This is a genomic window from Candidatus Methanodesulfokora washburnensis (genome assembly GCF_003947435.1).
Lineage (GTDB): Archaea > Korarchaeota > Korarchaeia > Korarchaeales > Korarchaeaceae > Methanodesulfokora > Methanodesulfokora washburnensis.
This window is the reverse complement of record NZ_RCOS01000122.1, coordinates 1-21170: the sequence shown is the minus strand read 5'-3', so window position 1 is coordinate 21170 and position 21170 is coordinate 1. Positions and strand designations below refer to the sequence as shown.

The window sequence follows — 21170 nt, the reverse complement described above, 5'->3', positions numbered from 1 at the left end:
CCCCGTTGTTCCCCTGCCCAGCAATTACAGTGAAGGTCTTTTTACTAACGCCGATCTCCCTCAATATGACGAAATAAAGCGCATTTCCGGCATTCTCCATGAGAAGATCGTATCCTATTCCGTAATCCTCAGCTGCTCTTGAGTCTATCCTTCTGATCTCCTCCACTGTGCAGACTTTCATCGATAAACCGAGCTTATCCTGATAAAAAAGTTAACCGCTGGAGAGCGTGAATACTGAAATATAAATTTATGTATCTCTTCCTTGTGTTTTCTTGTCATTAGTTTGATTAAACATTCAGCTAAAAAATTCTGAGAAGGATAGCACATTTCATCTCATGAAAAATGAATTCTCGAAATCCTTGAGATATAAAGAAATTCCTATGTTAATGAAATCACTTCGTCATCCGGTGATTTTGTCAAATGAAGCTTGCGTCTGCTGAGTTTTTCGATGTGTTGGGTAGTTATACACTGCTTCTGGCTCTCTCTTCGTCAGAAAACTTCCAGATACCTCTTCGTGGATAAAGTATTTGTATGCCCAGCTCCTCGGCCAATGCATCGCTTATAAGGACGTCCTCAGTCAATGGATTTATTAAAGCGTTGGCCAAGACCTCCTTGCTCGCCCTATCCTCAGCTAGAACCCTCACAAATACCGATTGAGGCACTTCATATCCCTCAACCTCACCGCCAGCTGTGGTAAATATTATGGATAGAGATCCATCTGGTTGAGGCCAGAGGCCAAGCGTTTTAGCCGCATTTGAAGGCATGAGGATGTCAGGCTCCTCGCTTTTGACATTCTCCGCGGCTAAAGCCGGGAGATTCCCGGTTTGTCAGCCTTAGGCCTCATCCTACCGGGTTCAGGGCTGTGTCAAGACCAGGGCATAATGCCCTACCAGCCCCTGGATACGGCATATAGCCGTACCCCCGCTTCGCTGGAATCCCCTTTTTCAGCTCGGAGCCTTATTCCAGCTTTTGGTCATCCGAGCGACTCGCTCGACATAACTATCATGGATTTATATTTAAACTTTGCCCATTCATCCCAGAGCTAAAGCTCTAGGCTTTCTGGGCACCTTTCCTGTAAAACCTGTGTTCACAAGAGCTGTTAGCATCACTCCCTCGTTCAAATCCCTGCGTCTAACCTCTACTCTCAATCTGACCGGCATCAATATCTCCTTTCAATATCCTCTTAGCCTCCTCCTGGCTGATTGGCTCGATTCTTATCCTCCCTCTTACCTCCTTGATCCTCACATAGCCAACCTTGACTTTTCTGGGCACAAGCAACATTAGCTGTGCGGGTTAATAAACCTGTTCCGTAAACTGATTCTAAAATTTAATTAGAATAAATAATATATTAAGTTAGTAGTTTCAAAAAAGTAAAAATTTGAGAAAATCTCTATCAGGATGAGAGTATGAGCTTGACTGCCTCGACAAAGTAATCTATTGGTGTGCCATACTTTGCGAACACGCTGTAAGCCACAGGAATTCCTTTTTCATTGTCATACCTGACAATCCAAGCACTGTGCCCAGGCCTGTTTAGTGGATCTAGTCCATAAGGCGGGAACGATCTCTTCACTATATTCAGAATGAGTGTGCTATTAACAAAGGTGACACTCCTATACTCCTGTAGATACTTTTTCATCATAGGAAATACTTCATCAGGATTATTGGGAACCTCTATAGCCCTAGCTCCCTCCAGAATCCTCGCGTTTATCTCCCCTCTCATATCTCTCTCATATGCACCCTTTGTATACAGAATTATATCACTTGAGCTTATTCCCTCCCATATTGATATTCCAACCGTTATCTCGGCCTCCTGCTCTGTAGTAGCCCCCTTCTTGCTGTATAAAGCAATAGCACATGGAAATTCCTGAGGTCGAATTCTGGGACACTTATCCCTCCAATCAGTCGGCACCTTCACTATAGTAAGGACCATTCCACCTGGAAGTGCTTCAGGTATGTGAATATCAATCCCTGATACACTTTTTGCAAGCTTCTTGTACTCCTCAAGTGACATGTTCTCATATCTCACTTTCTCTACTGCTGGAGGTGCAAGAACCCATCCACTCGAGTTTAAGTGCGTCAAAAAGCTTCTCAGGGACTCAAGACTCTCTTTGCTCACATTTAATCTAGCTAAAAAGTTCTCCAAGTCATCCTTCGTCATCCACCACTTCTCATATAATCTCATGACAATTTTCTCATCTCCCAAGTCTATTTGAATTATCATTCCCTCTATGTCCAAGCTCCAAGAAAGCCTGTCCACAGCAGGAGAAAACATATGAGAGCCATTCTGGGATATCACCCTAATTTCTGTCCTGCTTATCTGCTGGGATTCGTTTTTCTGCTCTACATTAACTGTCTGATTTTGATGAATTTTAAGGTTCTCATACGCCTGATTTTGATTGATCGTGATGTTTTTATATGTCTGGTTTGAGATAGGAATCTGTTGGCTGGTAAATCTCTCCTGGCTTATTCTGCTGTACAGAAAAGCTCCCAAAAAGACCAGAAACGCAAGGAGGGAGATCAGATAAATCGCCCTCATAATGACACCTCAAGGGCCATATGCATAAAATTCATAGTCAGAGACTTCTATTATATGATAGGGAGGATCTAGGACTACAGAGTGCTGATCCCACAAAGACCATGATCCACCGTAATTATACTCAAGATAACTGAAATGGGTTCCGGTGATGCTGGTCTTCGGAGGGTTATTTGTTGTATAGCTAACTTCAGCCTCTGCTCGAAGGTCTACAGCATAAGGCGAGGGAAGGCTAAGATATTTACTTGCTATAAGATAATAGTCTATATAGTAGTACCATGTTGTGAATGTAACGCCGGTCTTCTGCACAAAGTAGAGGTGCGTGGTGCCAGGTCCGGGCCCATACCCCAAGAACTGGGGCCCGCTATAGCCGTTTTGATCCCACCACTCATAGTAATAGTGCAGTCCATAGGAGGGACTTTTCCAGTACCCTAACTGGACCCAATAATAAGGGGTACGAGGATTATTTGATTGAAATGTTACAGAGATCCACTCTGCCAGATGAGCATCATAAACCACGGGATTTATCGTATAGATGTTTGCAGATAGTCCTGTTGTAAACGGAGCGATGGATGCCTTGTTGTATTTGTAACCGGCATAGGCCCATCCTCCATACTGTCCAGTTGCACAGATCACGGGGAGAAACAGAAAGGACAACGATATAGCGAGCTTATAGCTCGATCTCATGCATACCCCGAGATACTGAAGATCTACTTAATATTCTTTTTTCGGCATTTGTTTTTTTAGTTCGTCTTTAATCTAAAATGCTCAATTTGTCCAATGCCAAGCTAACTTCTTAAAAAGAATTCTACCAAAGAAGGGATGTGAAGGCATACATAATATCTGTCAGCATGGGATACGGCCACCAGAGAACTGCTTTCTCCCTAAGGCATTTAGGAGAAGTGATAAATGCAAACGACTATGATGGAATCCCGGAGAAGGACAGAAGGATGTGGAACCAGCTCAAATCAGGATACGAGCTTATATCAAGGATAAAGGGCATACCAATAGCAGGTGATATTGCTTTCTCCCTTTTTGATTTATTTCAAAGGGTTCCAAAGTTCTACCCAAAGAGGGATCTCTCAAGACCCAGTCTTGCTCTCAGATTGTACAGCTACATGATGAGAAGGGGTTTTGGGAAGGATCTTATATCAAGGCTGAAGGAGAAGCCCCTGCCAATTATATCAACTTTTTTCGTCCCAGCATTCATGGCAGAGCACTTTGAGTATCCAGAGGAGATATACTGCGTGATCTGCGATGCAGATATCTCTAGGACATGGGCTCCTCTTCGTCCAAAAAGCTCTAAAATAAAGTATTTTGCCCCGAATCAGAGGGTTGTCGAGAGGCTGAAGCTTTACGGAGTCAGGGAGGAGAACATATTTCTGACCGGATATCCTCTTCCAGTGGAGAACATAGGCTCAGAGAGGATGGAGATACTGAAGGAGGACATGAGAAACAGATTAGTAAACCTAGATCCAAGGGGAAAATACATGGAGAAGTACGGTGATCTAGTTTTTGACAAGCTAGGAAATCTTCCTGAGAGATCAGATCATCCTCTGACAATACTCTTCTCAGTTGGCGGAGCTGGAGCTCAGAAGGAGATAGGAGCCGCTATATTGAAAAAGCTATGTCCTATGATAAGGAGAGGGGAAATAAGAGTTATCCTCTCAGCTGGGATAAGGAGATGGGTTATGGAATACTTTTTAAACTGCATAAAGAAGCTCAAGCTTGAAGACCTGATGGGCAATTATATCGACATAATATATGAGGAGAGAATAGAGGATTACTTCGAGAGATTCAACTCAGCATTGAGGAAGACCGATATCCTCTGGACAAAGCCATCGGAGCTCTCATTCTACTCAGCCCTTGGAATTCCCATAATAGCATCCCCTCCCATTGGATCGCATGAGGAATCAAACCTGAGATGGCTTGTTAAATCGGGATATGGGGTTCCTCAGGGGGATTTGAGGTACATCGATCAGTGGCTCTTCGACTGGCTTGACAACGGATATCTGGCTGAAATGGCAATGGAGGGCTTTGTCGAGGTGGAGAAGCTCGGTGTGTTCAGGATCAGGGATATAGTTTTTGGATTATAAAATATTTAAGCAAATGAAGAAAAAGTTTATACTGGTTCTCTGATATACCAGTCTATGTTTAGACCAGTACATGCTAGCATAATGGATGCCATCCTCCTTCATCCAGAGGGGATATCACTGAACAAGCTTGCCAAGGAGCTGAGGGGTAGGGTATCGAGATCAGTCCTTCTTAGAGAAGTGAGGAGAATGAGGGAAATGGGGCTTATTACAATAGATGAGGACGAGAAACACAAGCAGAGAAGAATTGTTAACATAAAGGAGGAGGTAATCGAGGCTGTTAGAACTCTGGAGGAACAGGAGATCAAAAGTCTGGATGAAGCAGTGGGATCAGTGAAAAAGATGCTTCATGCATATGCCGAAGCTAGAAGGAAGGTGAAGAACAAGCTGATCCTTGAGTACATGAAACATAGGATGAAGACAAGATTTCTGGCTATTTTGGAGGCGATAAAATGAGGATTTCGGTAAAAGCAGATAATTTGAGAAGGGCTGTGGAGATCTTCAAGGAGTTGAGAGAGAAATATCCGATGAGATCGATAGAGGTGTTTGTGGTGAGCGATAATGACGGAAGTCATCATCACAACTGACAGAACCATGATGACAAACCATCATGGAAAGGAGTTCATCGGCTTCATGACAACAGCTCCCCCAATATTCATGCCGGAATGGCTCTGGATGAAAATATCTGCACCTAAAATGAAGGTTAATGAGAAAGGAGAGCCATGGCAAGCCCCATATGGGCTTAGGAAGATAGAAGCTGCCCTTCTTGATGCAGGAATAGATGCTGCTGTGATAGATCCGGATCATCTTGGAAAGCACATCGATGAAGCTAAGGTAATCGCCATAGGCCATCACGACTACTTTGCACTCGGACCCCCAAGCAGTGAGTGGTGGGTTCTGACAGGAAAGGAGCCTGTCAACTCAAAGAGCTTCAGAAAGCTCATGGAAAGACCTGAAATAAGAAGAGCAAAGAAAAATGGTGCAAAAATTATAGTTGGGGGTCCTGCTGCTTGGCAATGGCTTTACATGCCGGAATTAATTGATAAATGGGGAGTAGACACCGTAATAGATGGAGAAGGAGAGAAAGTAACAGTTGAAATTGTAAAAAAAGCTCTTTCTGGGGAGGAGCTTCCGAAGTTCATTCAAGTTGGAGCGGAGGATGTGCCGTCCCTCCATCAGATACCGCTCATAAAGAAGGCATCTGTGAACGGTCTTGTGGAGATCTCAAGGGGATGTCCAAGGCGTTGCAGGTTTTGTTCTGTCACTTTAAGGCCCTTGAGGCATTACACTCTGGAGATGATAGAGAGGGAGCTCGAGGTGAACAAAAGAGCGGGGGTGGAGGGATGCATTCTTCACTCGGATGATGTCCTTCTATATGGCTCTGACAGCGTTTATCCAAGGCCTGAACCAATAATAAAGCTACATGAGCTGGCAAGAAAGTACTTTAAAAGCGTTGGATGGAGCCACTTCAGCTTATCTGCAGTGAAGTATGCTGAGGAAAATTACAAGCTGATGAGCAGGCTTTCCGAGATGTTGCTTGAAGATGATGATTATGTAGGGGTTGAAGTTGGAATAGAGACTGGAAGCCCTGATCTAGCTGAGAAAATAATGCCGGCAAAAGCACTTCCTTACAGCGCTAGGGAGTGGCCATCTGTTGTTATAGATGCTTTTTCCATAATGCATGAACTGAGAATAGTCCCTGCAGCAACTCTCATAACAGGCATCCCAGAGGAGAAGCTGGAGGATGTCACAAAGAGCTTGGAGCTTGTGGATGAGCTGAAACCTTACAGAAGCCTCATAGTTCCGATGTACTTTGTTCCAATGGGGCTTCTCAGGGACAAGAATTGGTATAGAGCACAGCCTACACAGGAGCAGATGGATCTTATGAAAGCCTGTTTGAGGCACGACCTTTTCTGGATTGATGACTTGGCGAGATGGTATCTTAGAAAAGCGAATCCTCTTTTAAGATTATCCATAAGAATTTTTATATCTCTTGTGAAGAGAGCTGCATCTAGATACCTTTTTATATAACAAATGCGTTGTGACAAATGCGTTACAGGCTCATGGACGTGCTTGCATGTCCAATATGCAAGTCCTTTCCCCTGAATCTCCATGTGATAAGGGAGGAGAAAAGAGAGGCAAAGAAAGCAGAAGGAGTAAAATGCGAGCTTTACTGTGGTCTTAAAAGGGGATATATATCAGAGCTAAAGGATCTAGATTGCTCCTCATGTCTCGGCATAGAGATAGAGGAAGCTGTAATAACCTGCGACAAATGCGGCAGATGGTATCCCGTGCTCGAGGGAATACCAAGAATGCTTCCGGATGAGCTGAGAAGCAGAAAGGAGGACGAGGAATTCCTCTCCAAATTTGGAAATTTGCTGCCAAAGAAAGTTTTGGAGAGAGGTCCTGTTGGGAAAGGCTGACAAAAAGAATTTAAGCTTCCTTATGCATGCATAAACTATCTTGTGCCGTCTAGATGAGGCCTATGCTGGAGATAGACCTCCCGTATATTCTGGTGGATGGAAGGAGATTTAGAGGAGATGTGAGAAGAATAGAGGATCTGAGACCTGTTTTAATGGATAACTTGAGCGAGGAAGGAGATGCTTATTACATGTTCAGGGACGTGAGACCAGTTCACGAGACTCTCAGGTATGACATAACAGTGATGCCGGCCAGAATTTTGGGAAGGGAGTTCATAAAGACGATGGGGCACTATCACGATGGCCCATATCCGGAGATATATGGTATCCTGAGGGGGGAAGCTATTTTCATCCTGCAGAAAAGAGCTGGAAGGGATGAGGTTCTGGATGATCTAGTGCTGATAAGAGCAAAGGAGGGAGAGATCGTAAGAATACCTCCATATTATGGGCATGTGACAGTGAATCCATCCAAATCAATGCTTGTTCTTGAGAACATCATCTGTAGGAAGTGCAGATCGGATTATGAGCCCTACATCAGGATGAGAGGGTCTGCCATATATGTGACAGTGGATGGAATTGTGAGAAACAACAGATACCTGTATGTTCCCAAGCTTAGAGAGGAAAAACCGGATAAAGGGGAAATTTTCAGCTTAGATTTGAAAGATCTCCTGAAGTTATGTCCCTATCAATGAGTTAGACCAAAATTCACGGTGTTAGAAAGATTTTCAATAGCTCTGCTAGCCTATCCTTTGCGCGCAATCTATTGCAGCTATTTAGAAAAAAGTGTAGTAATGATGCAAGCCAAGACAATGAAGAATCAGCTTGTGTCTTCCAAGAAGGATATCCTCTTAACTCCGCTGCATTTCGATAAAACCTCTAGTTTGGGCAAATCTTTCGGAATAACAAGCTCTTCGCATCCATCTATTGCAATTATATTGGATAAGGACTCCCTGCTTATCCTCAGCGTAAGCTTTTTTATGTTTTTAAATATAATTGGCCTTCCCAGTTCCTTAACATCTTTATCCTCGACTGCAAGCTCCTCAATACCCCCTATTGATGCCGGAATTCTCTTTGAGAGCTCTCCAGGTAGATGAAGGATTCTCATGTAGATCTTCATTGCCTCATTCATGAGCTCTCCCACTGTCTTCCCCATCTCCTTGGCAAGAGAGGAGAAGCTTCTGTAAACCTCCGACTCCAGACCTCTTATTGTCACATCCCTCTTCTCCTCGGACATCCTTTCACTCACCTCCTCCGACATGGTATCACATGCAATACATGCAACACATTCTATATAAGCTTTTCTCTTCTTAAATGATATTAATTATTATTTAAAAGCTGATTAAAATATATCAATACCTCAGAAGCCCAATCCTTCAAAATCGACAACTAGGTAACATATTTTTGATATGTCTTCGGTTATTTCGGTAATTTTTAAACTAAGTTGCTTTACCTTGGTTCTCATTATCAACTATATCTGTAGCACTAAAAGGAAAAATTTTTATAGAACTCGGTAGCTAATCCTAGATTTTTTCCTCCTCAGGTGCGAGGTGGGCCCTATGAGTGGTACTAAGAAAGAGAGAATCCCTCTCATAGGTCTCCCGGGAATGACGCATGAAGGAAAACTGGCCATGATATCCCAGTTTCTCGGCTTTGGAATGGATGCCTATGACATGGGCCTTGTGATAATACTTGCTCCAGTGCTCACACATGTTTTTGTTCCTCCCAGCAAAGCCGGTCTGGCTTGGCAGTACGTCATGATACTCCTGACCTATTCTATCACAATGGCCGCTAGACCATTTGGCTCAGCTTTCTTCGGGCATTATGCGGATAAATTTGGAAGAAGACGCATATTTTTGATAACAATGGCAGGAGTGGGCATAGTGGCAGGAGTTACGGCATTCTTACCAACGTACGCTGAAATAGGAATATGGGCTTGGGTCTTGTTTGCCCTGATGAGATTTCTCATGGGATTCATCTTCGGAGGGGAGTATGCTGTAGGACATACATTCGCCATGGAGCTATGTCCAAAGGACATCCGAGGAAGAGTGGGCGGAATCATTCAGTCCGGATTTCCATTTGGATACATGCTAAACGCCTTTGTATTTGCAGCATTCTCAGCTGTTATGAGCGAAGAGGCCATGATAGCGGTTGGATGGCGCTATGTATTTCTGACCGGGCTAATACCAGTTTTTATAGCTCTAGTGATTAGAAGAATGCTGCCTGAGTCTCCCATGTATAAGCTTGCTAAGGAGAAGGGAGAGCTGGAAAAGCATCCATTTCTAAGTCTATTCAAGCCGCCGACTCTCTGGACATTCCTTATAATATTGGTCTTCATGTCAGGCCTCTTTATAAGGGATTACACGGTCTACTCTTACATACCGGATATTCTGACGCTGAAAGGACGTGGTTTTGATTATACAACATACTCTCTAATCTATGGATTTTCCTTATTCATAACAGTATTGGGCTATATATTCTACGGATGGCTCTCAGACTATATCGGAAGAAGAAAATTAACTATTTTATGGAATATATACATATTAATAATAGGCATTCCTGCATACTACCTCCTGTATATCGCAGCTCTCTCTCACATCATAGGACTAGCTCTTCTTGCCACAATCATAGTCTGCTCTCTAAAGTTTACGTGGGGAATGCTGCCTGCATGGCTTGCTGAGAACTTTCCAACGAAGAGACGTTCATCCGGAGTTGGATTCGGCTACTCAGGCGGTGTTTTTGTGGGAGCATGGTATAGCATATACACATGGTGGGTTCATAGCATCCCGCAGATTCAAGCAATTGAAGGGGAAGTGCAATGGCTCTCTCCCGCTATAGTAGGAATAATAGGAGCGGTAATGTGCATCATAGCAATACTGTTTGTCCCTGAGAGAAAAGGTGTAGATTTGGCTGAGATAAAGGAATAAACCCCCTTCTCTTTTTATAGGAAAAATTCCTGTTTCAGAGATTCTTCACGGCCTAACTGCATCAGCTGCTTTTCAGCCTCTTTTTAATTTCAGCCACAGTATCCTGCACTGATAGATACATCCTCTCCCCTGTCAGGGAATCCACTACTGTAAGCATTCCCTCTTTCTCCTCCTTATCTCCCACAAATATGAGAAATCTGATGCCAACTTTTCTTGCATGCTCCCTCTGCGATCTTTGATCTCTCCTCATCAGGTCAACTGCTGTCCTTATTCCATTATCTCTCAGCTCCTTGCAGATTTTCCAGCAGAAGTCCCTGTTCTTATCCGATATGGATATCAAATATGCCTGCGTTAACGCAGTTTCCTTTTTGAAAATGCCTGTTTCAAGACCCACTTCTATCAGCCTCTCAACTCCTATGCTCGCCCCTGTCGCGGGCACATCCTTGCCTCCGTACATCTTTATCAGGCTGTCGTATCTGCCCCCTCCAGCAACGCTTCCTATCCTCTGGTCTTTCAGAACAACCTCATAGACAGGGCCTGTGTAGTAATCAAGTCCCCTGACCAAGCTCATATCAAAAACCACCTTGCTTTTATTGTTAACCAAGTCAATTATCTCGAGCAGATTTCTTGTTACTTCTCTTATCTCATCGCCCCCTATTTTTTCAACATCTTCAATTTCTTTTATCGATATAATCTCCTTTATTTTTGTTATCTCCTCCTCTTTAAGCTGATCCCTGAGCTCCCTCGATACACCATCCCATCCTATCTTGTCAAGCTTGTCCACTGCTCTGTAGACCTGCACATGATCTATTCCCATCTTGGACAGTATTGAGGAGAGAATCCTTCTATCGCTCAGCCTTATCTTTATCTCAAATCCAAACTGGGATATGGCATCGTCTATCAGGTTTATTATCTCTGCATCAGCTTCAGGGTATGGAGATCCAACTATATCAGCATCACACTGCCAGAACTCCCTGTACCTTCCCCTCTGCGGTTCCTCATGTCTCCAGACTCTCCCTATTTCATATCTCTTAAATGGCAATGGCAGCTCTGGATGCGATGCTACATACCTGGCGAGAGGAGCGGTGAGATCATACCTGAGCGAGAGCCATTCCTTGCTCAGGAAATCTGGAAAAACAAAGAGGAGCTTGTTTTCCGCCTCCTGCCCATACTTCCCTTTCACAGTCTCCCATAGTTCTATGGAGGATGTCTCCATCGGCTCAAATCCATATCTCCTGAATACCTCCTCTATTGCAGATATAGTCCTCTGCCTAACGATCTCTATCTCAGGAGGGAAGTCCCTGAAACCCCTTGGAAGCCTCAGCATCCAAGTGTAAAAGCGGGCCATATTATAATCTTGATGCCAAAGAAAATTCACAATTATAAAAAACAGTTAGCGAAAAGCTCCTATCAGCAATTCTCCCATAAACCACAGAATTATGGGAATTGTAAGGCCCGGGAGGGGCCTTTTCGTCCTCTTTAGCATAAGAACCGTGATTACTATTCCAGCGTTCAGCAACAAAACTGGAATAAAAAGCAAAGGTAGTGATTCAGATAGAGCAGAGGAGGAAGCTGCAAGGGAATATGAGAATAGATCCCCGAGCCCGACTGCAACATTTCCATGCTCTACAAAAAGAGGCCTCAGCACCCTCTCAGCATGGAACTCAAATATAGAGGAAAGAGGTCCTTTGAAAACAGAATATGCATCGAATATCGCTAAGAAGAGAAGGAAAATCGATATGAATATCTTTGGAAAGAAGGAGACAAATAGGTATGATAGAATCGATGAAAGGACGCACTTTGCCACTTTTCCAGCAGTTCCCTGTCTCATGGAAAAGTAAGCGAGCAGAGCTCCTGCCGGTATCGATATAGGAGAGGGTATTATATAAAATAAGGAGAAGATGGAGCTGTATGCTATAATTAGAGCAATTAGAATCCTCAGAACTCTCTCTATTTTTCTCCTTATGAGGTACACCATGAAGATGGATGAGACAAAGGCAAGCACCACATAAAGAGATGATAGGCCGATTGACTCACCAGCTGTCATTGAGAGCTCCGGTGAGGGGGATGTGAGCATCACTAGGAGAATGGAGATCAGTTGAGGCAGGATGAGCCAGAGAATTATGCTCATAATGAAAGCTGATTCCCCAGATATAAAAATCGATTGTTTACTCGCATCAATACATCTACTTATAAAGTATTTTTTGTCCTTTAGCGGAACTTTTTCCGAATGATTTTTTTATTAAGCCTTCTCTGCATGCTGTATGATCTCCATACTGGAGGATGCTGCTGCTCTGGGAATCCATGTTGCCTATGCAACAGCTGATGTCAAAGTTGAAAGCAGATCCGATGAGATGGATGAATACTCAAGGGAGCTCATAAGATCGGCTAGAATAGATGAGGAGATAATAAAAGCATATAGGAGCTTCTACTGGAGGATAGGGATAGATCCTACTAAGACAAGGCCTAGCAATGAGGCCATGTTGAGAAGGGTTCTCAAAAGAGGGGAATTTCCCAAGATAAACAATGTTGTTGATGCGATAAACATGGCTAGTTTTGCCACCCTAATTCCAATAGGCCTCTATGACCTTGATAAGCTCTCACCGCCGATATTAGTGAGGCTTGCTAGGGAAGGGGAGGTTTTTCATCCGATAGGAGGTGGTGTAATCAAGTTGAGAGGAGGGGAACCTGTTGTTTCAGATTCAAAGGTTATAATGTTCCTCTACCCATACAGGGACTCGGATATGACAAAAGTGGATGAGAACACAAAGAGGGTTCTTGTTCTCGGAGCTGGTGTCGAGGGAGTGGAGATCCCAGCGATAAGAAGGGCTGTAAACATGGCAATTGAGCTTTTAGAGAGGTTCTGCCACGGAAAAAGAACCTCCGATACATTAGTTGTCTGAAGAAGCTTTTTCCAAGGCCTCTATTATATCGGATTTCTCAACCCCCACTATCTCGCAGTTCCTAAGCACAGATTCAGCTATTCTTCTAACTTCCTCCACGTGAGCCCCAATAAGCCTGAACTGGAGCTCATCTATTCTTCCCTCCGGAAAGGCGAAGAAGTCTCCTCCTATCAAAACTCTTTTTATCACGCCAGAATCTACCTCCACAATAACATCTACCTCCTTTTCCCTCCTTATCAGGCACCTTCCCAATGCATCACCTCATCCAGTTCCACTCTCTAGACCTATATCTTGCCTCTATCTCCCTGATTGCCTCCAATCCAATTTCCTCCGCATTTGTTTCCTCCAGTTTTTCACCCAATGCCTCCGAAAATCCCTCTATTGCACTTGAAAGAACTTCATCAAAGCTCACTTTTCTTCCAAGCTCTATCTCAGCTGTGGTCACTCTCTCCCTTATTGAGCTGAGCCCTTTCTGAGCAAGCTTCTTTGGGGGAAGAAGCACTCTCTCCATCACATCAAGATCGGTTCCATACATTATCGTCCCATGCTGAAGGAGAAAGCCCGATCTTCTCGTCTGAGCACTTCCGGATATCTTCTTCTTGTTGACAACCACATCGTTTATCGGGGAGAACTCAGCTTGAATTCCCATCCTCCTTAAGGTGAGAACTACACCATTGCATATCCTTTTGAAGCTCTCCAGAACTGATTCCCTCGCTGGAAGCACAACTGAGTATGTCAGCTCCCCTCTCTCATCGTGATAAACAGCTCCTCCCCCAGTTGCCCTCCTCACGAAATCTATGCCGAGCTTTCCTGCTTCTTCCAAGTTGATGGTCTCGCTCACCCTCTGAAAATATCCTATCGTGATAGCTGAGGGGGAGAACTTGTAAAACCTGACAGTTGGACCTATTTTTGGTGCTAAATTCAGGAGAAGCTCGTCCAGAGCCATGTTGAAGGCGGCATCTCCACTGATCAGTAGCAGACGCATCCTCTTTCAGCATTCCCCTGCTTTAAAACCTTTCTTAAGAGTTTTAAATTTAATCGCTTAGGGAGATTGATGAGAAGGTACTTATCAGCAGTTCTCTCATCCATAGGAGGCAATTTTTATTCGGCTGTGTGGCCTTTTATAGTCGCTGAAGCAGGGATCAGCCCAGAGAGCTACGGTTTATTTAACTCAATCTCAGGTTTCGTATCAGTTCTCTCAAGAGTTCTGGTCGGATTCATTGGAAGCAGTAGATCTGTGTTCTCAGCTGGAGTTATGATGTATGCTGCATCATCTCTAATCCTTCTGCTGGGAGCTAGCAGCTACACAGTGCTTCTATCCCTCATCTTCTCATCAACTGGATTTGCCCTTACAATGATAGGTATTAGAGTGCTTTTCAGCAGCGGAAAGAGAAAGGGCCTCAAGCTGGGATTTATAGTCTCCTCAGGTAATCTGGGAGTCATTCTTGGAGGTTATCTTGGCGTTTTGACTAATAATTTAGCTGGAAGAACTGTTATGCTTCTATCAGGGGCATTAATTTCCCTTTCCTCCATAGCTCTTATTCCTCCGATGAGAAAGGAGATCAGATCTATTTCTTTACGGGTTAACAGGAGCATCAGGAGGTTTATGCTGATATCGCTAATGGATAGCTTCATTTGGGCTATGTTTTATCCTTTTTTCCTTGTAACAGCACCAAAAATCGTGAAGGCAACTGATTTAGATATAGCTACTGCCCAAGCTGGCATGATGGTTACAGCAATAGTCTTCAATCCTGCAATGGGTGGTCTTTCCGATAGAGGAAACAGGGGCCTCTTCATGGCAATCTCCGAGTTAGTGGGAGCAATTTTAGTCCTTATTTATGGATATCCCATCGGAAAGATCAGCCTTTTCATAAGTTCTATCTTGATGGGCCTTGTTATAGCAACGTGGGATCCTATCGCATGGGCATACATCGCTGAAAGGGTTCCTGAAGAGGAGCTTCTCTCCCAAGCAGGGGTCTGGTCCTCCCTGACTGGAATCATGAGGGCAATAGCACCCTCTCTAGGAGGAATATCCTACACTTATCTGGGACATAGCACTCACATGACTCTGGTGGGCTCCCTTCTCATCATCCTATCGATTCTGATAGCAATAACTCTCATGGATGACAGGAAAGAATATATTTTATAACTGATATTTCAAAGTAAATCCTGATGGCAGCCTTCTATGCAACCTGTGCCCCAGGACTGGAGTTCGTTGCCGCTGAGGAGATAGAGAAAAAGGGGATTGGAAGGGTTGTCGAGAAAAGGGAGAGAAGGGGAAGGATATTCTTTGAATCCGATTTCGATATGATACCCTCAATGCACTGCTCTCTCAGGACTGTTGAGAGAATAGTGTACCTGTTAGCTAGGAGAAAAGCGAAAAAACTTGATGATATATACAGAATTGTCAGGGAGCTTGATTTCAGCATGATAAAACCCGATTGGAGCTTTGCCATAAGACCAACTAGGACTGGAGAGCATGACTTCACCTCAATTGATATTGCAAGAGTTTCCGGACAGGCTGTTATAGACAGCTACATGGCTGAGAGAGGAGTTAGGCCGAAGGTGAACCTAGAAGAGCCTGATGTCATCATAAGATGCGATCTAATAGACGATGATCTCACGGTGGGCATCGACATGACAGGAGACGATGGACTGCACAAGAGAAGATACAGGATATATCAGCACCCTGCACCGCTGAATCCAGCTATAGCTGCCTCTCTAGTGTATTTATCTGGATGGAGCTCCGATTTCTCCCTCCTAGATCCATTTTGCGGGAGCGGAACCATACTTTTTGAGGCAGGGATGATAGCTAAGAACACGCCGATATGCAAATATAGAAAGGACTTTGCCTTCAGGAAGTTCTTCGACTACCTGCCTGAAATAAGCGAAAGAGAGGTTCCACTGAGGCTTTATGGGGTTGAGAAATTCAGAAAACACATAGAAGGAGCTAAAAAGATCGCCGATTATGTCGGAATTCATCCCATGTTTATCCAGGGAGCTGCTGAGAGGATGAATGAGTACATCAGTGAGGTCGATTACATGGTGACAAACCCTCCTTATGGCATGAGAGTTGGGAAAAAGGGAATTATAGAGAGGATATACTCAGGTTTTCTCAGGTCAGCAAGCCTTGTTTTGAGGAAAAGAATGGTCGTCATAACATCGGAGATGAGGATATTCGAGAAGTACGCTGCTGAGCACTTCTCAACTGTTAAAAGGTATGATGTGAGATACGGAGATCTGATGACAGGAGTTTATATGGTGGAATTATGAGTAATCACCAGACATCTTATTAAACAATCCCCTCCTATTTTCCTGATGTTCCTTGTATCAGAATCCGGGGAGATCTCCCTGAAGTCAGATGCTGTCAGGAGGAAGTTTGAGGGAAAGCTTATTGAGAACATAAGGAGGGCAATTCCTGGAGCTGTTATCAGGAAGCTCGGGGGAAAGCTTGAGATAGAGGCTGACAACTCCTCCACGGAGAAATTGAGGAGGATATTCGGAATAGCATGGATAGCAAGAGCTGAGCGGTTGAACTCCTCGGATATGAGGGATATAGAGGAATTCTTCACAAAAAGATATGAGAGCTGGATACCTGAGGGGAAGAGCTTTGCGGTAAGGGTCAGAAGGGTTGGGAATCATCCTTACACAAGTGTTGATCTTGCAAAAAAGCTTGGATCCATTGCAAGAAGGAAAGTGGATCTGAAAAACCCTGATGTGGAGGTATTTGTGGAGGTCAGGGGGGATAAGAGCTACTTCTATGTTGGAAGGGAGAGAGGACCCGGGGGCCTTCCTCTCGGGACTGCTGGAAACCTAGTTGCACTGATCTCAGGAGGAATAGATTCGCCTGTTGCAGCTTGGATGATGATGAGGAGAGGTGCTTCTATAACAGCTCTTTATGCGATGTCTCCTCTCGCTCCAGAGGGATTTGATAGATTTGTTAAGGTTATCAGAGTGCTTAGGGAGTGGCACATAGGGGAGGAGCTGAGAGCATATGCCTACACTGCAGATTACGAAATACCTGCTGATGTTGCAAAGTATGCATATGTGCTGGAGAGGAGGATAATGCTCAGAGTGGCAAATGAGCTTGCTAAAAGGGTTGGGGCAAAGGGAATAGTGACGGGAGATTCCCTGGGACAGGTATCATCCCAGACTCTGGACAACCTGATGGCAATAGATGCCGCATCAGAGCTACCAGTTTACAGACCCCTAATATCGATGGACAAGGACCAGATATCCAACATAGCGAGGGAGATAGGGACCTTCAGCATATCCACGGAGAGGACTGCTCAGGAGTGCGGAAGCCTCACTATATGCGTGAAAAAGCCCGTCACTAAAGCTAGGCTGGATAAAGTGCTGGAGATAGAGAGAAGGATCAATGCGGAGGAGATAGCAAAAAGAAGCATTGAGACACTGCAGGATGTCACATCTATAATCTGAAGAATGCAGTAACATTTTTCAATTTTTCTATCGAAAAAAAATATTTTGTTAAGCTTCCCCTTCAAGGGGATAATATGAGAAGGCCCTATGTTGTGGTGTCTCTCTCAGTCCTTCTGGCGTTGATCTTACTGGCACCGAACATCCTGATGGCGCAGCCAGTGGGGACAGAGCACAACATAGAGATAGATGCCAGCAAGGGAGTCAGTATAAAGCCTTTTGATGTAAAATCCCTCATGCAATGCCCCCTTAAGGGTGGATGCTCCTGCAATCACACAGTTAAGTTGATCGAGAAGGGGGAGAACAGATCGGTTTTCTCCGTAAGATATGTGAGGGATGGAGTTGAGAATGAGGCTATAGTGGATGTAAGAGGGAATATAATGGGAAGAGGGGCTGATATAGACATATATTTGAACGGAACAAAATACCAAGTCCATGTGCAGAGGATCTCGATCTTTCCAGCAAGGCCCCCGATAGAGCCAGTTCCGATAAGACCGATTCAGACAGAATCAAAAGCTGGAAAGCCCCCTGTGTTTAGAGGCCTTGAGATAAACCTTGTCAGAATAACAGGAAATCTGACAGCTGAATACTATGAGCTCAACTACACTGTAAGGGATCCATCTGGGAATTTGAGCATATTCACAACCCTATTCCCGAGAGAAGATGGATACATAGCATCCACTCTCGTGAGGTACTCCCCTGTGAACAAGAAAGTCGAATCCCTTGAGTTTGTGAACATAAGCGGTCCTGTTAAGCTATCTGAGATGTATGAGATGCTTTCTGATACTGCTGAAAGGCTATCCAAGGTGTATGAAAAAGGAAATAAAACAGTTAGAGAGCAGCTTGTCCCAGGATACTTGGTTATGGCTAGACACCTGAGGCATCTGGCTGGTATGGTTGAGAACATGTGGATCGATAAGCCTGTATTGAATGCAAAGGCTTTGATAACCGATGATTGGGTATGCGAATGGCTATGTACCTACACCGCTGCTTGGATATGTTTTGGTATATGTGAGACCATTACAGGAGGATTTGGTACTGTTCTCTGCGGAATTGTATGCGTATGGATTGCAGAAAGAGTATGCAGTTGGTTCTGTAGCTGGGCTTAGCTTACCAGACATACTAAACTTTATATTCTTGGTGAGCTTGATGAAAGAGCTTATGAGAAAGGAGTTGACAGCTAAAGAGGAGATCCTCATAGTAGGCATCTTAGCTATTATGCTTGGCATAGCGGGCTATCTAGTTGACAGGATTTTCTTTCACAATATTCTCACTGCCCTTTCGAGTTTCTTTACTTTTTTCTCAATTGTCCTTTCTCTTCCCATAATGAGAAGAGATCCAAGGGAAGTAAGTAAAAAAGTGCTGGAAGTATACGCAGTTGCGATATTTACTGGTGCATTGCTTTTTCTTGCTCTCCTTAAGTTCTTAAATGCATCTATTGAGCTCATAGCAGGAAATCTTCTATTGTATCTTATTTTTCCCATAATCGCAATATCCTTTTATACAGCAAGAAGAGTTGTCGAAAAGCAAAAGTTACCATAAGAGCTTAGGAAAATTCCCATAACTTGCTTTTAAACAAGGCTACATGCACCCTCGGCTTCAGTCTTTCATGCGAATATCTATGCGATATACATCTTGCTATCCTCTGCCTCTTTACAGGCCCTGCTGAGTTCTTCTGTGAACTGTTTTCCATTGTTATCTGTGCAGTCTCCTGCCATGATGTATGCGAAGAATGGTGTACATCCTCCTAAAGATTTATCTACCAGCAGAACGTAATAATCAGAGATGAGAGGATGTGGAGGAAATAGCTGCTTATAGCACTGTTGTGTGCATTTTCTCCCTTCTGATATCCCTCTATCTTCATGGCTATGTTACATCCTCTCTCATATGCTTTGAGATCATGGCTTTGCCCCTTTTCCTCACATCAATTCTTTTGATGAAGGTAGTGGGCCCTATCGAGAGGAAGGAGTGGGATGACAATGACATGTATTTGATATCATCAGGAGCTCTCTACTCCTCAATTGGCCTCATGATACCGCTCGCATGCTTCTCCTTAATCACCCTTCTGCCCTTTAGGCATTATTACAGGGCTAAGGCATAAGGGGTGAGAGAGTTAATATCAAAATGTTCGGGTAATCGTAAAGATCCTCCACATTCATTTACCGTTGATCTTATGAGAGTATCCTTTTTATATTCTTATATAATGCGGTTGAAATATTGGATGCCGAGATCACGGAAACAGACCTGATTCTGTCCTTTCTTCTCGTCATTCTTGTTATGCTTCTTGATTTTCTACCTCCTCCCTTAACGATCTAGCGTACAGGAGGATGAACCTTATCTACGCAGGATGCTTTAATCTATTATTATTTTGTGCTATAATTTTAATTTCAATATCTCATCTGCATACTCGATCTTGAGCGAATTATCTAGACTGAAGAGCGAGGAAAGGCCAAGGGTTTAGAGGAAGATCTACATTTTCCTTTTGTGCGCGCATTTGGAATGCGCACGTTGCTTGAAATCACGAAGCCTCCAAGGATCTCTACATAAGAATTGGCTAGTTTACTACAGGGACAAATGCTGCTTACAGGGATAGGTCTGCCTTAGAGCTTTTAGCTGGAATAATCTCTGTTCTCACATGGTAACTTTTCTTGCTCGGGCAGATTATCATCAAATTTCTCTCATGGAAAAAACTTTTTATTACGTCTCCCTTCTGCTAATCAGCTTAAATGCGACTACGGTACCAGCAGCAACGGCGGTGAAATGACCCTTCTAAGGCCGGATGTTCTGCCTCCTCTGAGCTTCTTAGGAGCTAGGACATCTTGGGTAGAGGGGTGATGCGCCATGCGCAGCTACATGAAGCTTTCTTCCCTTCCATACTTTGAAAAGTGGTTTGTTTTAGGAGTAATTCTTGGGGTAATCGCGGGATTAGCAGCAACTACATTCTATCTTTTGCTTCATTTTTTTCGAGTATTTATTCCTAACTAGTTTAATTGGGATCTCTTATCCGATGCCCCTAGGAGAAGGCGGCTCGCTTAATTTTGTTTTTGAGGCAAATCGCTATTTCTTAATTCCAGTTTCTCTTATTATAGGAGGATTACTATCTGGGTTGATAGTTTATACTCTTGCTCCAGAGGCTGAGGGCCATGGTACTGATGCAGCTATTAAAGCTTATCATTACTATCAAGGAAAAATTAGATGGATAGTTATTCCAGTAAAGATGCATGCACGATAATTTTGAGGCAAGTTCTCTGAGAGGAAGTTTAAAATACCTCTTATTGGATAGTTAAATGGTGGGATCTTGAAGTTCAGCGTGGTCATAGAGAGAGACGAGGATGGTTACTACGTGGCATACGTTCCCGAGCTCCCAGGATGCCACACTCAGGCTAGAACATTAGATGAACTCTTGGAGAGGATTAAGGAAGCAGTGAAGCTCTATCTAGAGGTTGAAGGACCTGAGGTAAAGGGGGAGCTCATCGGTGTCCAGTTCATTGAGGTCGGTGCAAGTGAGCCTAAGACCAGTTCCAGCCAATAAGAACTTTTGAAAGTGGATCTGTTAGTTCCTTCAGCTACGCTTAGCCTTAACAGGAAAGACAGGCTGCAATGATCTCGAACCGCCTGCAAATCCTTAAGCGAGCATATTTTCAATATTCTACAAAATATTTTATTAAACTTCTTCCTAGAGTGTAGGTAATGAAGTCTGAGTCCTAATATGCCGAATCCCTTACTTATCAAATCCTTCTTTACTTCCCCGCAGGAGCATACTAATCGAATTTTTAAGAATTTGAGCTCAGAATTTAAAGTAATTCTGTTATTGCTCTTTGGAGTTCGATACCTGTTAAATTTTCTATTTTTATGTGTCT

General features: G+C 43.7%; 26 protein-coding genes and 1 pseudogene. 16 read left to right on the top strand and 11 right to left on the bottom strand.

Features of this window, described 5'->3' with window-relative positions; translation table 11 throughout:
• From D6D85_RS10435 to D6D85_RS10420, 6 genes are all read right to left on the bottom strand, one after another.
• Window positions 1–181 (bottom strand): NAD(P)H-hydrate epimerase (locus D6D85_RS10435; RefSeq protein ID WP_272914440.1); only part of this gene is annotated, 181 nt, incomplete at its 3' end.
• 280 nt (window positions 182–461) lie between these two features.
• Window positions 462–764: a hypothetical protein gene (locus D6D85_RS10430; protein ID WP_125671980.1), complete on the bottom strand. Its 303-nt coding sequence runs from the start codon at window positions 762–764 to the stop codon at window positions 462–464.
• Window positions 765–1031: 267 nt separating this feature from the next.
• The gene (locus D6D85_RS17060) at window positions 1032–1160 is read right to left on the bottom strand and encodes a hypothetical protein (RefSeq protein WP_272914439.1); all 129 of its coding nucleotides are present in this window, start codon (window positions 1158–1160) and stop codon (window positions 1032–1034) included.
• Entirely contained in the window at window positions 1132–1272 is a 141-nt protein-coding gene (locus D6D85_RS16410; RefSeq protein ID WP_161969829.1) for a hypothetical protein, read from the bottom strand. Before D6D85_RS16410 ends, D6D85_RS17060 begins: the two co-directional genes overlap by 29 nt.
• A 121-nt stretch (window positions 1273–1393) precedes the next feature.
• Window positions 1394–2536: a hypothetical protein gene (locus D6D85_RS10425; protein ID WP_125671979.1), complete on the bottom strand. Its 1143-nt coding sequence runs from the start codon at window positions 2534–2536 to the stop codon at window positions 1394–1396.
• A gap of 9 nt (window positions 2537–2545) precedes the next feature.
• Window positions 2546–3220 carry a hypothetical protein gene (locus D6D85_RS10420; RefSeq protein ID WP_125671978.1) on the bottom strand — a complete coding sequence of 225 codons (675 nt, stop codon included), beginning with the start codon at window positions 3218–3220 and terminating at the stop codon, window positions 2546–2548.
• 137 nt (window positions 3221–3357) lie between these two features.
• On the opposite strand from D6D85_RS10420, the gene D6D85_RS10415 reads away from it, so the two are divergent.
• From D6D85_RS10415 to D6D85_RS10395, 6 genes are all read left to right on the top strand, one after another.
• Entirely contained in the window at window positions 3358–4629 is a 1272-nt protein-coding gene (locus tag D6D85_RS10415; RefSeq protein WP_237558824.1) for a DUF6938 domain-containing protein, read from the top strand.
• A gap of 54 nt (window positions 4630–4683) precedes the next feature.
• On the top strand, window positions 4684–5082 hold the full coding sequence (locus D6D85_RS10410) for a MarR family transcriptional regulator (RefSeq protein ID WP_125671977.1): 399 nt from the start codon (window positions 4684–4686) through the stop codon (window positions 5080–5082).
• Window positions 5079–5213: a hypothetical protein gene (locus tag D6D85_RS17055; RefSeq protein WP_272914438.1), complete on the top strand. Its 135-nt coding sequence runs from the start codon at window positions 5079–5081 to the stop codon at window positions 5211–5213. The genes D6D85_RS10410 and D6D85_RS17055 overlap by 4 nt, the downstream gene beginning before the upstream one ends.
• Entirely contained in the window at window positions 5188–6657 is a 1470-nt protein-coding gene (locus tag D6D85_RS10405; RefSeq protein WP_237558823.1) for a B12-binding domain-containing radical SAM protein, read from the top strand. Before D6D85_RS17055 ends, D6D85_RS10405 begins: the two co-directional genes overlap by 26 nt.
• 17 nt (window positions 6658–6674) lie before the next feature.
• Entirely contained in the window at window positions 6675–7049 is a 375-nt protein-coding gene (locus D6D85_RS10400) for a Trm112 family protein (protein WP_125671975.1), read from the top strand.
• Window positions 7050–7111: 62 nt separating this feature from the next.
• Window positions 7112–7738 carry a glucose-6-phosphate isomerase family protein gene (locus D6D85_RS10395; protein WP_161969828.1) on the top strand — a complete coding sequence of 209 codons (627 nt, stop codon included), beginning with the start codon at window positions 7112–7114 and terminating at the stop codon, window positions 7736–7738.
• 125 nt (window positions 7739–7863) lie between these two features.
• Here the strand turns inward: D6D85_RS10395 and D6D85_RS10390 are convergent, their stop codons facing one another.
• Entirely contained in the window at window positions 7864–8304 is a 441-nt protein-coding gene (locus D6D85_RS10390; protein ID WP_125671973.1) for a hypothetical protein, read from the bottom strand.
• A gap of 298 nt (window positions 8305–8602) precedes the next feature.
• Between D6D85_RS10390 and D6D85_RS10385 the strand changes: the two genes are divergently transcribed.
• The gene (locus tag D6D85_RS10385) at window positions 8603–9970 is read left to right on the top strand and encodes an MFS transporter (RefSeq protein ID WP_125671972.1); all 1368 of its coding nucleotides are present in this window, start codon (window positions 8603–8605) and stop codon (window positions 9968–9970) included.
• Window positions 9971–10031: 61 nt separating this feature from the next.
• Here the strand turns inward: D6D85_RS10385 and hisS are convergent, their stop codons facing one another.
• Both hisS and D6D85_RS10375 read right to left on the bottom strand, forming a co-directional pair.
• A complete protein-coding gene (gene hisS, locus D6D85_RS10380) occupies window positions 10032–11318 on the bottom strand; it encodes a histidine--tRNA ligase (RefSeq protein ID WP_125671971.1) in 1287 nt (428 codons plus the stop codon).
• A gap of 45 nt (window positions 11319–11363) precedes the next feature.
• A complete protein-coding gene (locus tag D6D85_RS10375) occupies window positions 11364–12101 on the bottom strand; it encodes a hypothetical protein (RefSeq protein ID WP_125671970.1) in 738 nt (245 codons plus the stop codon).
• A gap of 133 nt (window positions 12102–12234) precedes the next feature.
• Between D6D85_RS10375 and D6D85_RS10370 the strand changes: the two genes are divergently transcribed.
• Window positions 12235–12873, top strand: coding sequence for a B3/B4 domain-containing protein (locus D6D85_RS10370; protein ID WP_125671969.1), 639 nt, complete (start codon window positions 12235–12237; stop codon window positions 12871–12873).
• Here D6D85_RS10370 and D6D85_RS10365 read toward each other — a convergent pair.
• Window positions 12862–13125, bottom strand: coding sequence for a lipoate protein ligase C-terminal domain-containing protein (locus D6D85_RS10365; RefSeq protein ID WP_125671968.1), 264 nt, complete (start codon window positions 13123–13125; stop codon window positions 12862–12864). The two genes, D6D85_RS10370 and D6D85_RS10365, sit on opposite strands and share 12 nt — an antisense overlap.
• Before the next feature lie 4 nt (window positions 13126–13129).
• Window positions 13130–13858, bottom strand: a complete 729-nt coding sequence (locus D6D85_RS10360) for a lipoate--protein ligase family protein (protein WP_125671967.1) — start codon at window positions 13856–13858, stop codon at window positions 13130–13132.
• Between the two features lie 69 nt (window positions 13859–13927).
• Between D6D85_RS10360 and D6D85_RS10355 the strand changes: the two genes are divergently transcribed.
• From D6D85_RS10355 to D6D85_RS10320, 8 genes and pseudogenes are all read left to right on the top strand, one after another.
• The gene (locus D6D85_RS10355; protein WP_125671966.1) at window positions 13928–15022 is read left to right on the top strand and encodes an MFS transporter; all 1095 of its coding nucleotides are present in this window, start codon (window positions 13928–13930) and stop codon (window positions 15020–15022) included.
• A gap of 23 nt (window positions 15023–15045) precedes the next feature.
• Window positions 15046–16146, top strand: a complete 1101-nt coding sequence (trm14, locus tag D6D85_RS10350) for a tRNA (guanine(6)-N2)-methyltransferase (RefSeq protein WP_125671965.1) — start codon at window positions 15046–15048, stop codon at window positions 16144–16146.
• 45 nt (window positions 16147–16191) lie between these two features.
• A complete protein-coding gene (gene thiI / locus D6D85_RS10345; RefSeq protein WP_125671964.1) occupies window positions 16192–17313 on the top strand; it encodes a tRNA uracil 4-sulfurtransferase ThiI in 1122 nt (373 codons plus the stop codon).
• A gap of 74 nt (window positions 17314–17387) precedes the next feature.
• Entirely contained in the window at window positions 17388–18419 is a 1032-nt protein-coding gene (locus D6D85_RS10340; RefSeq protein ID WP_125671963.1) for a hypothetical protein, read from the top strand.
• A 52-nt stretch (window positions 18420–18471) separates the two neighbouring features.
• Complete coding sequence (locus D6D85_RS10335) at window positions 18472–18852, top strand: hypothetical protein (RefSeq protein ID WP_125671962.1); 381 nt, start codon at window positions 18472–18474, stop codon at window positions 18850–18852.
• Window positions 18853–19105: 253 nt separating this feature from the next.
• Entirely contained in the window at window positions 19106–19411 is a 306-nt protein-coding gene (locus D6D85_RS10330) for a hypothetical protein (RefSeq protein ID WP_125671961.1), read from the top strand.
• 752 nt (window positions 19412–20163) lie between these two features.
• Window positions 20164–20536, top strand: a pseudogene (locus D6D85_RS10325) (chloride channel protein); the annotation flags it as partial.
• Window positions 20537–20608: 72 nt separating this feature from the next.
• Complete coding sequence (locus D6D85_RS10320; protein ID WP_373695747.1) at window positions 20609–20842, top strand: type II toxin-antitoxin system HicB family antitoxin; 234 nt, start codon at window positions 20609–20611, stop codon at window positions 20840–20842.
• The last annotated feature ends 328 nt before the right edge of the window (window positions 20843–21170 follow it).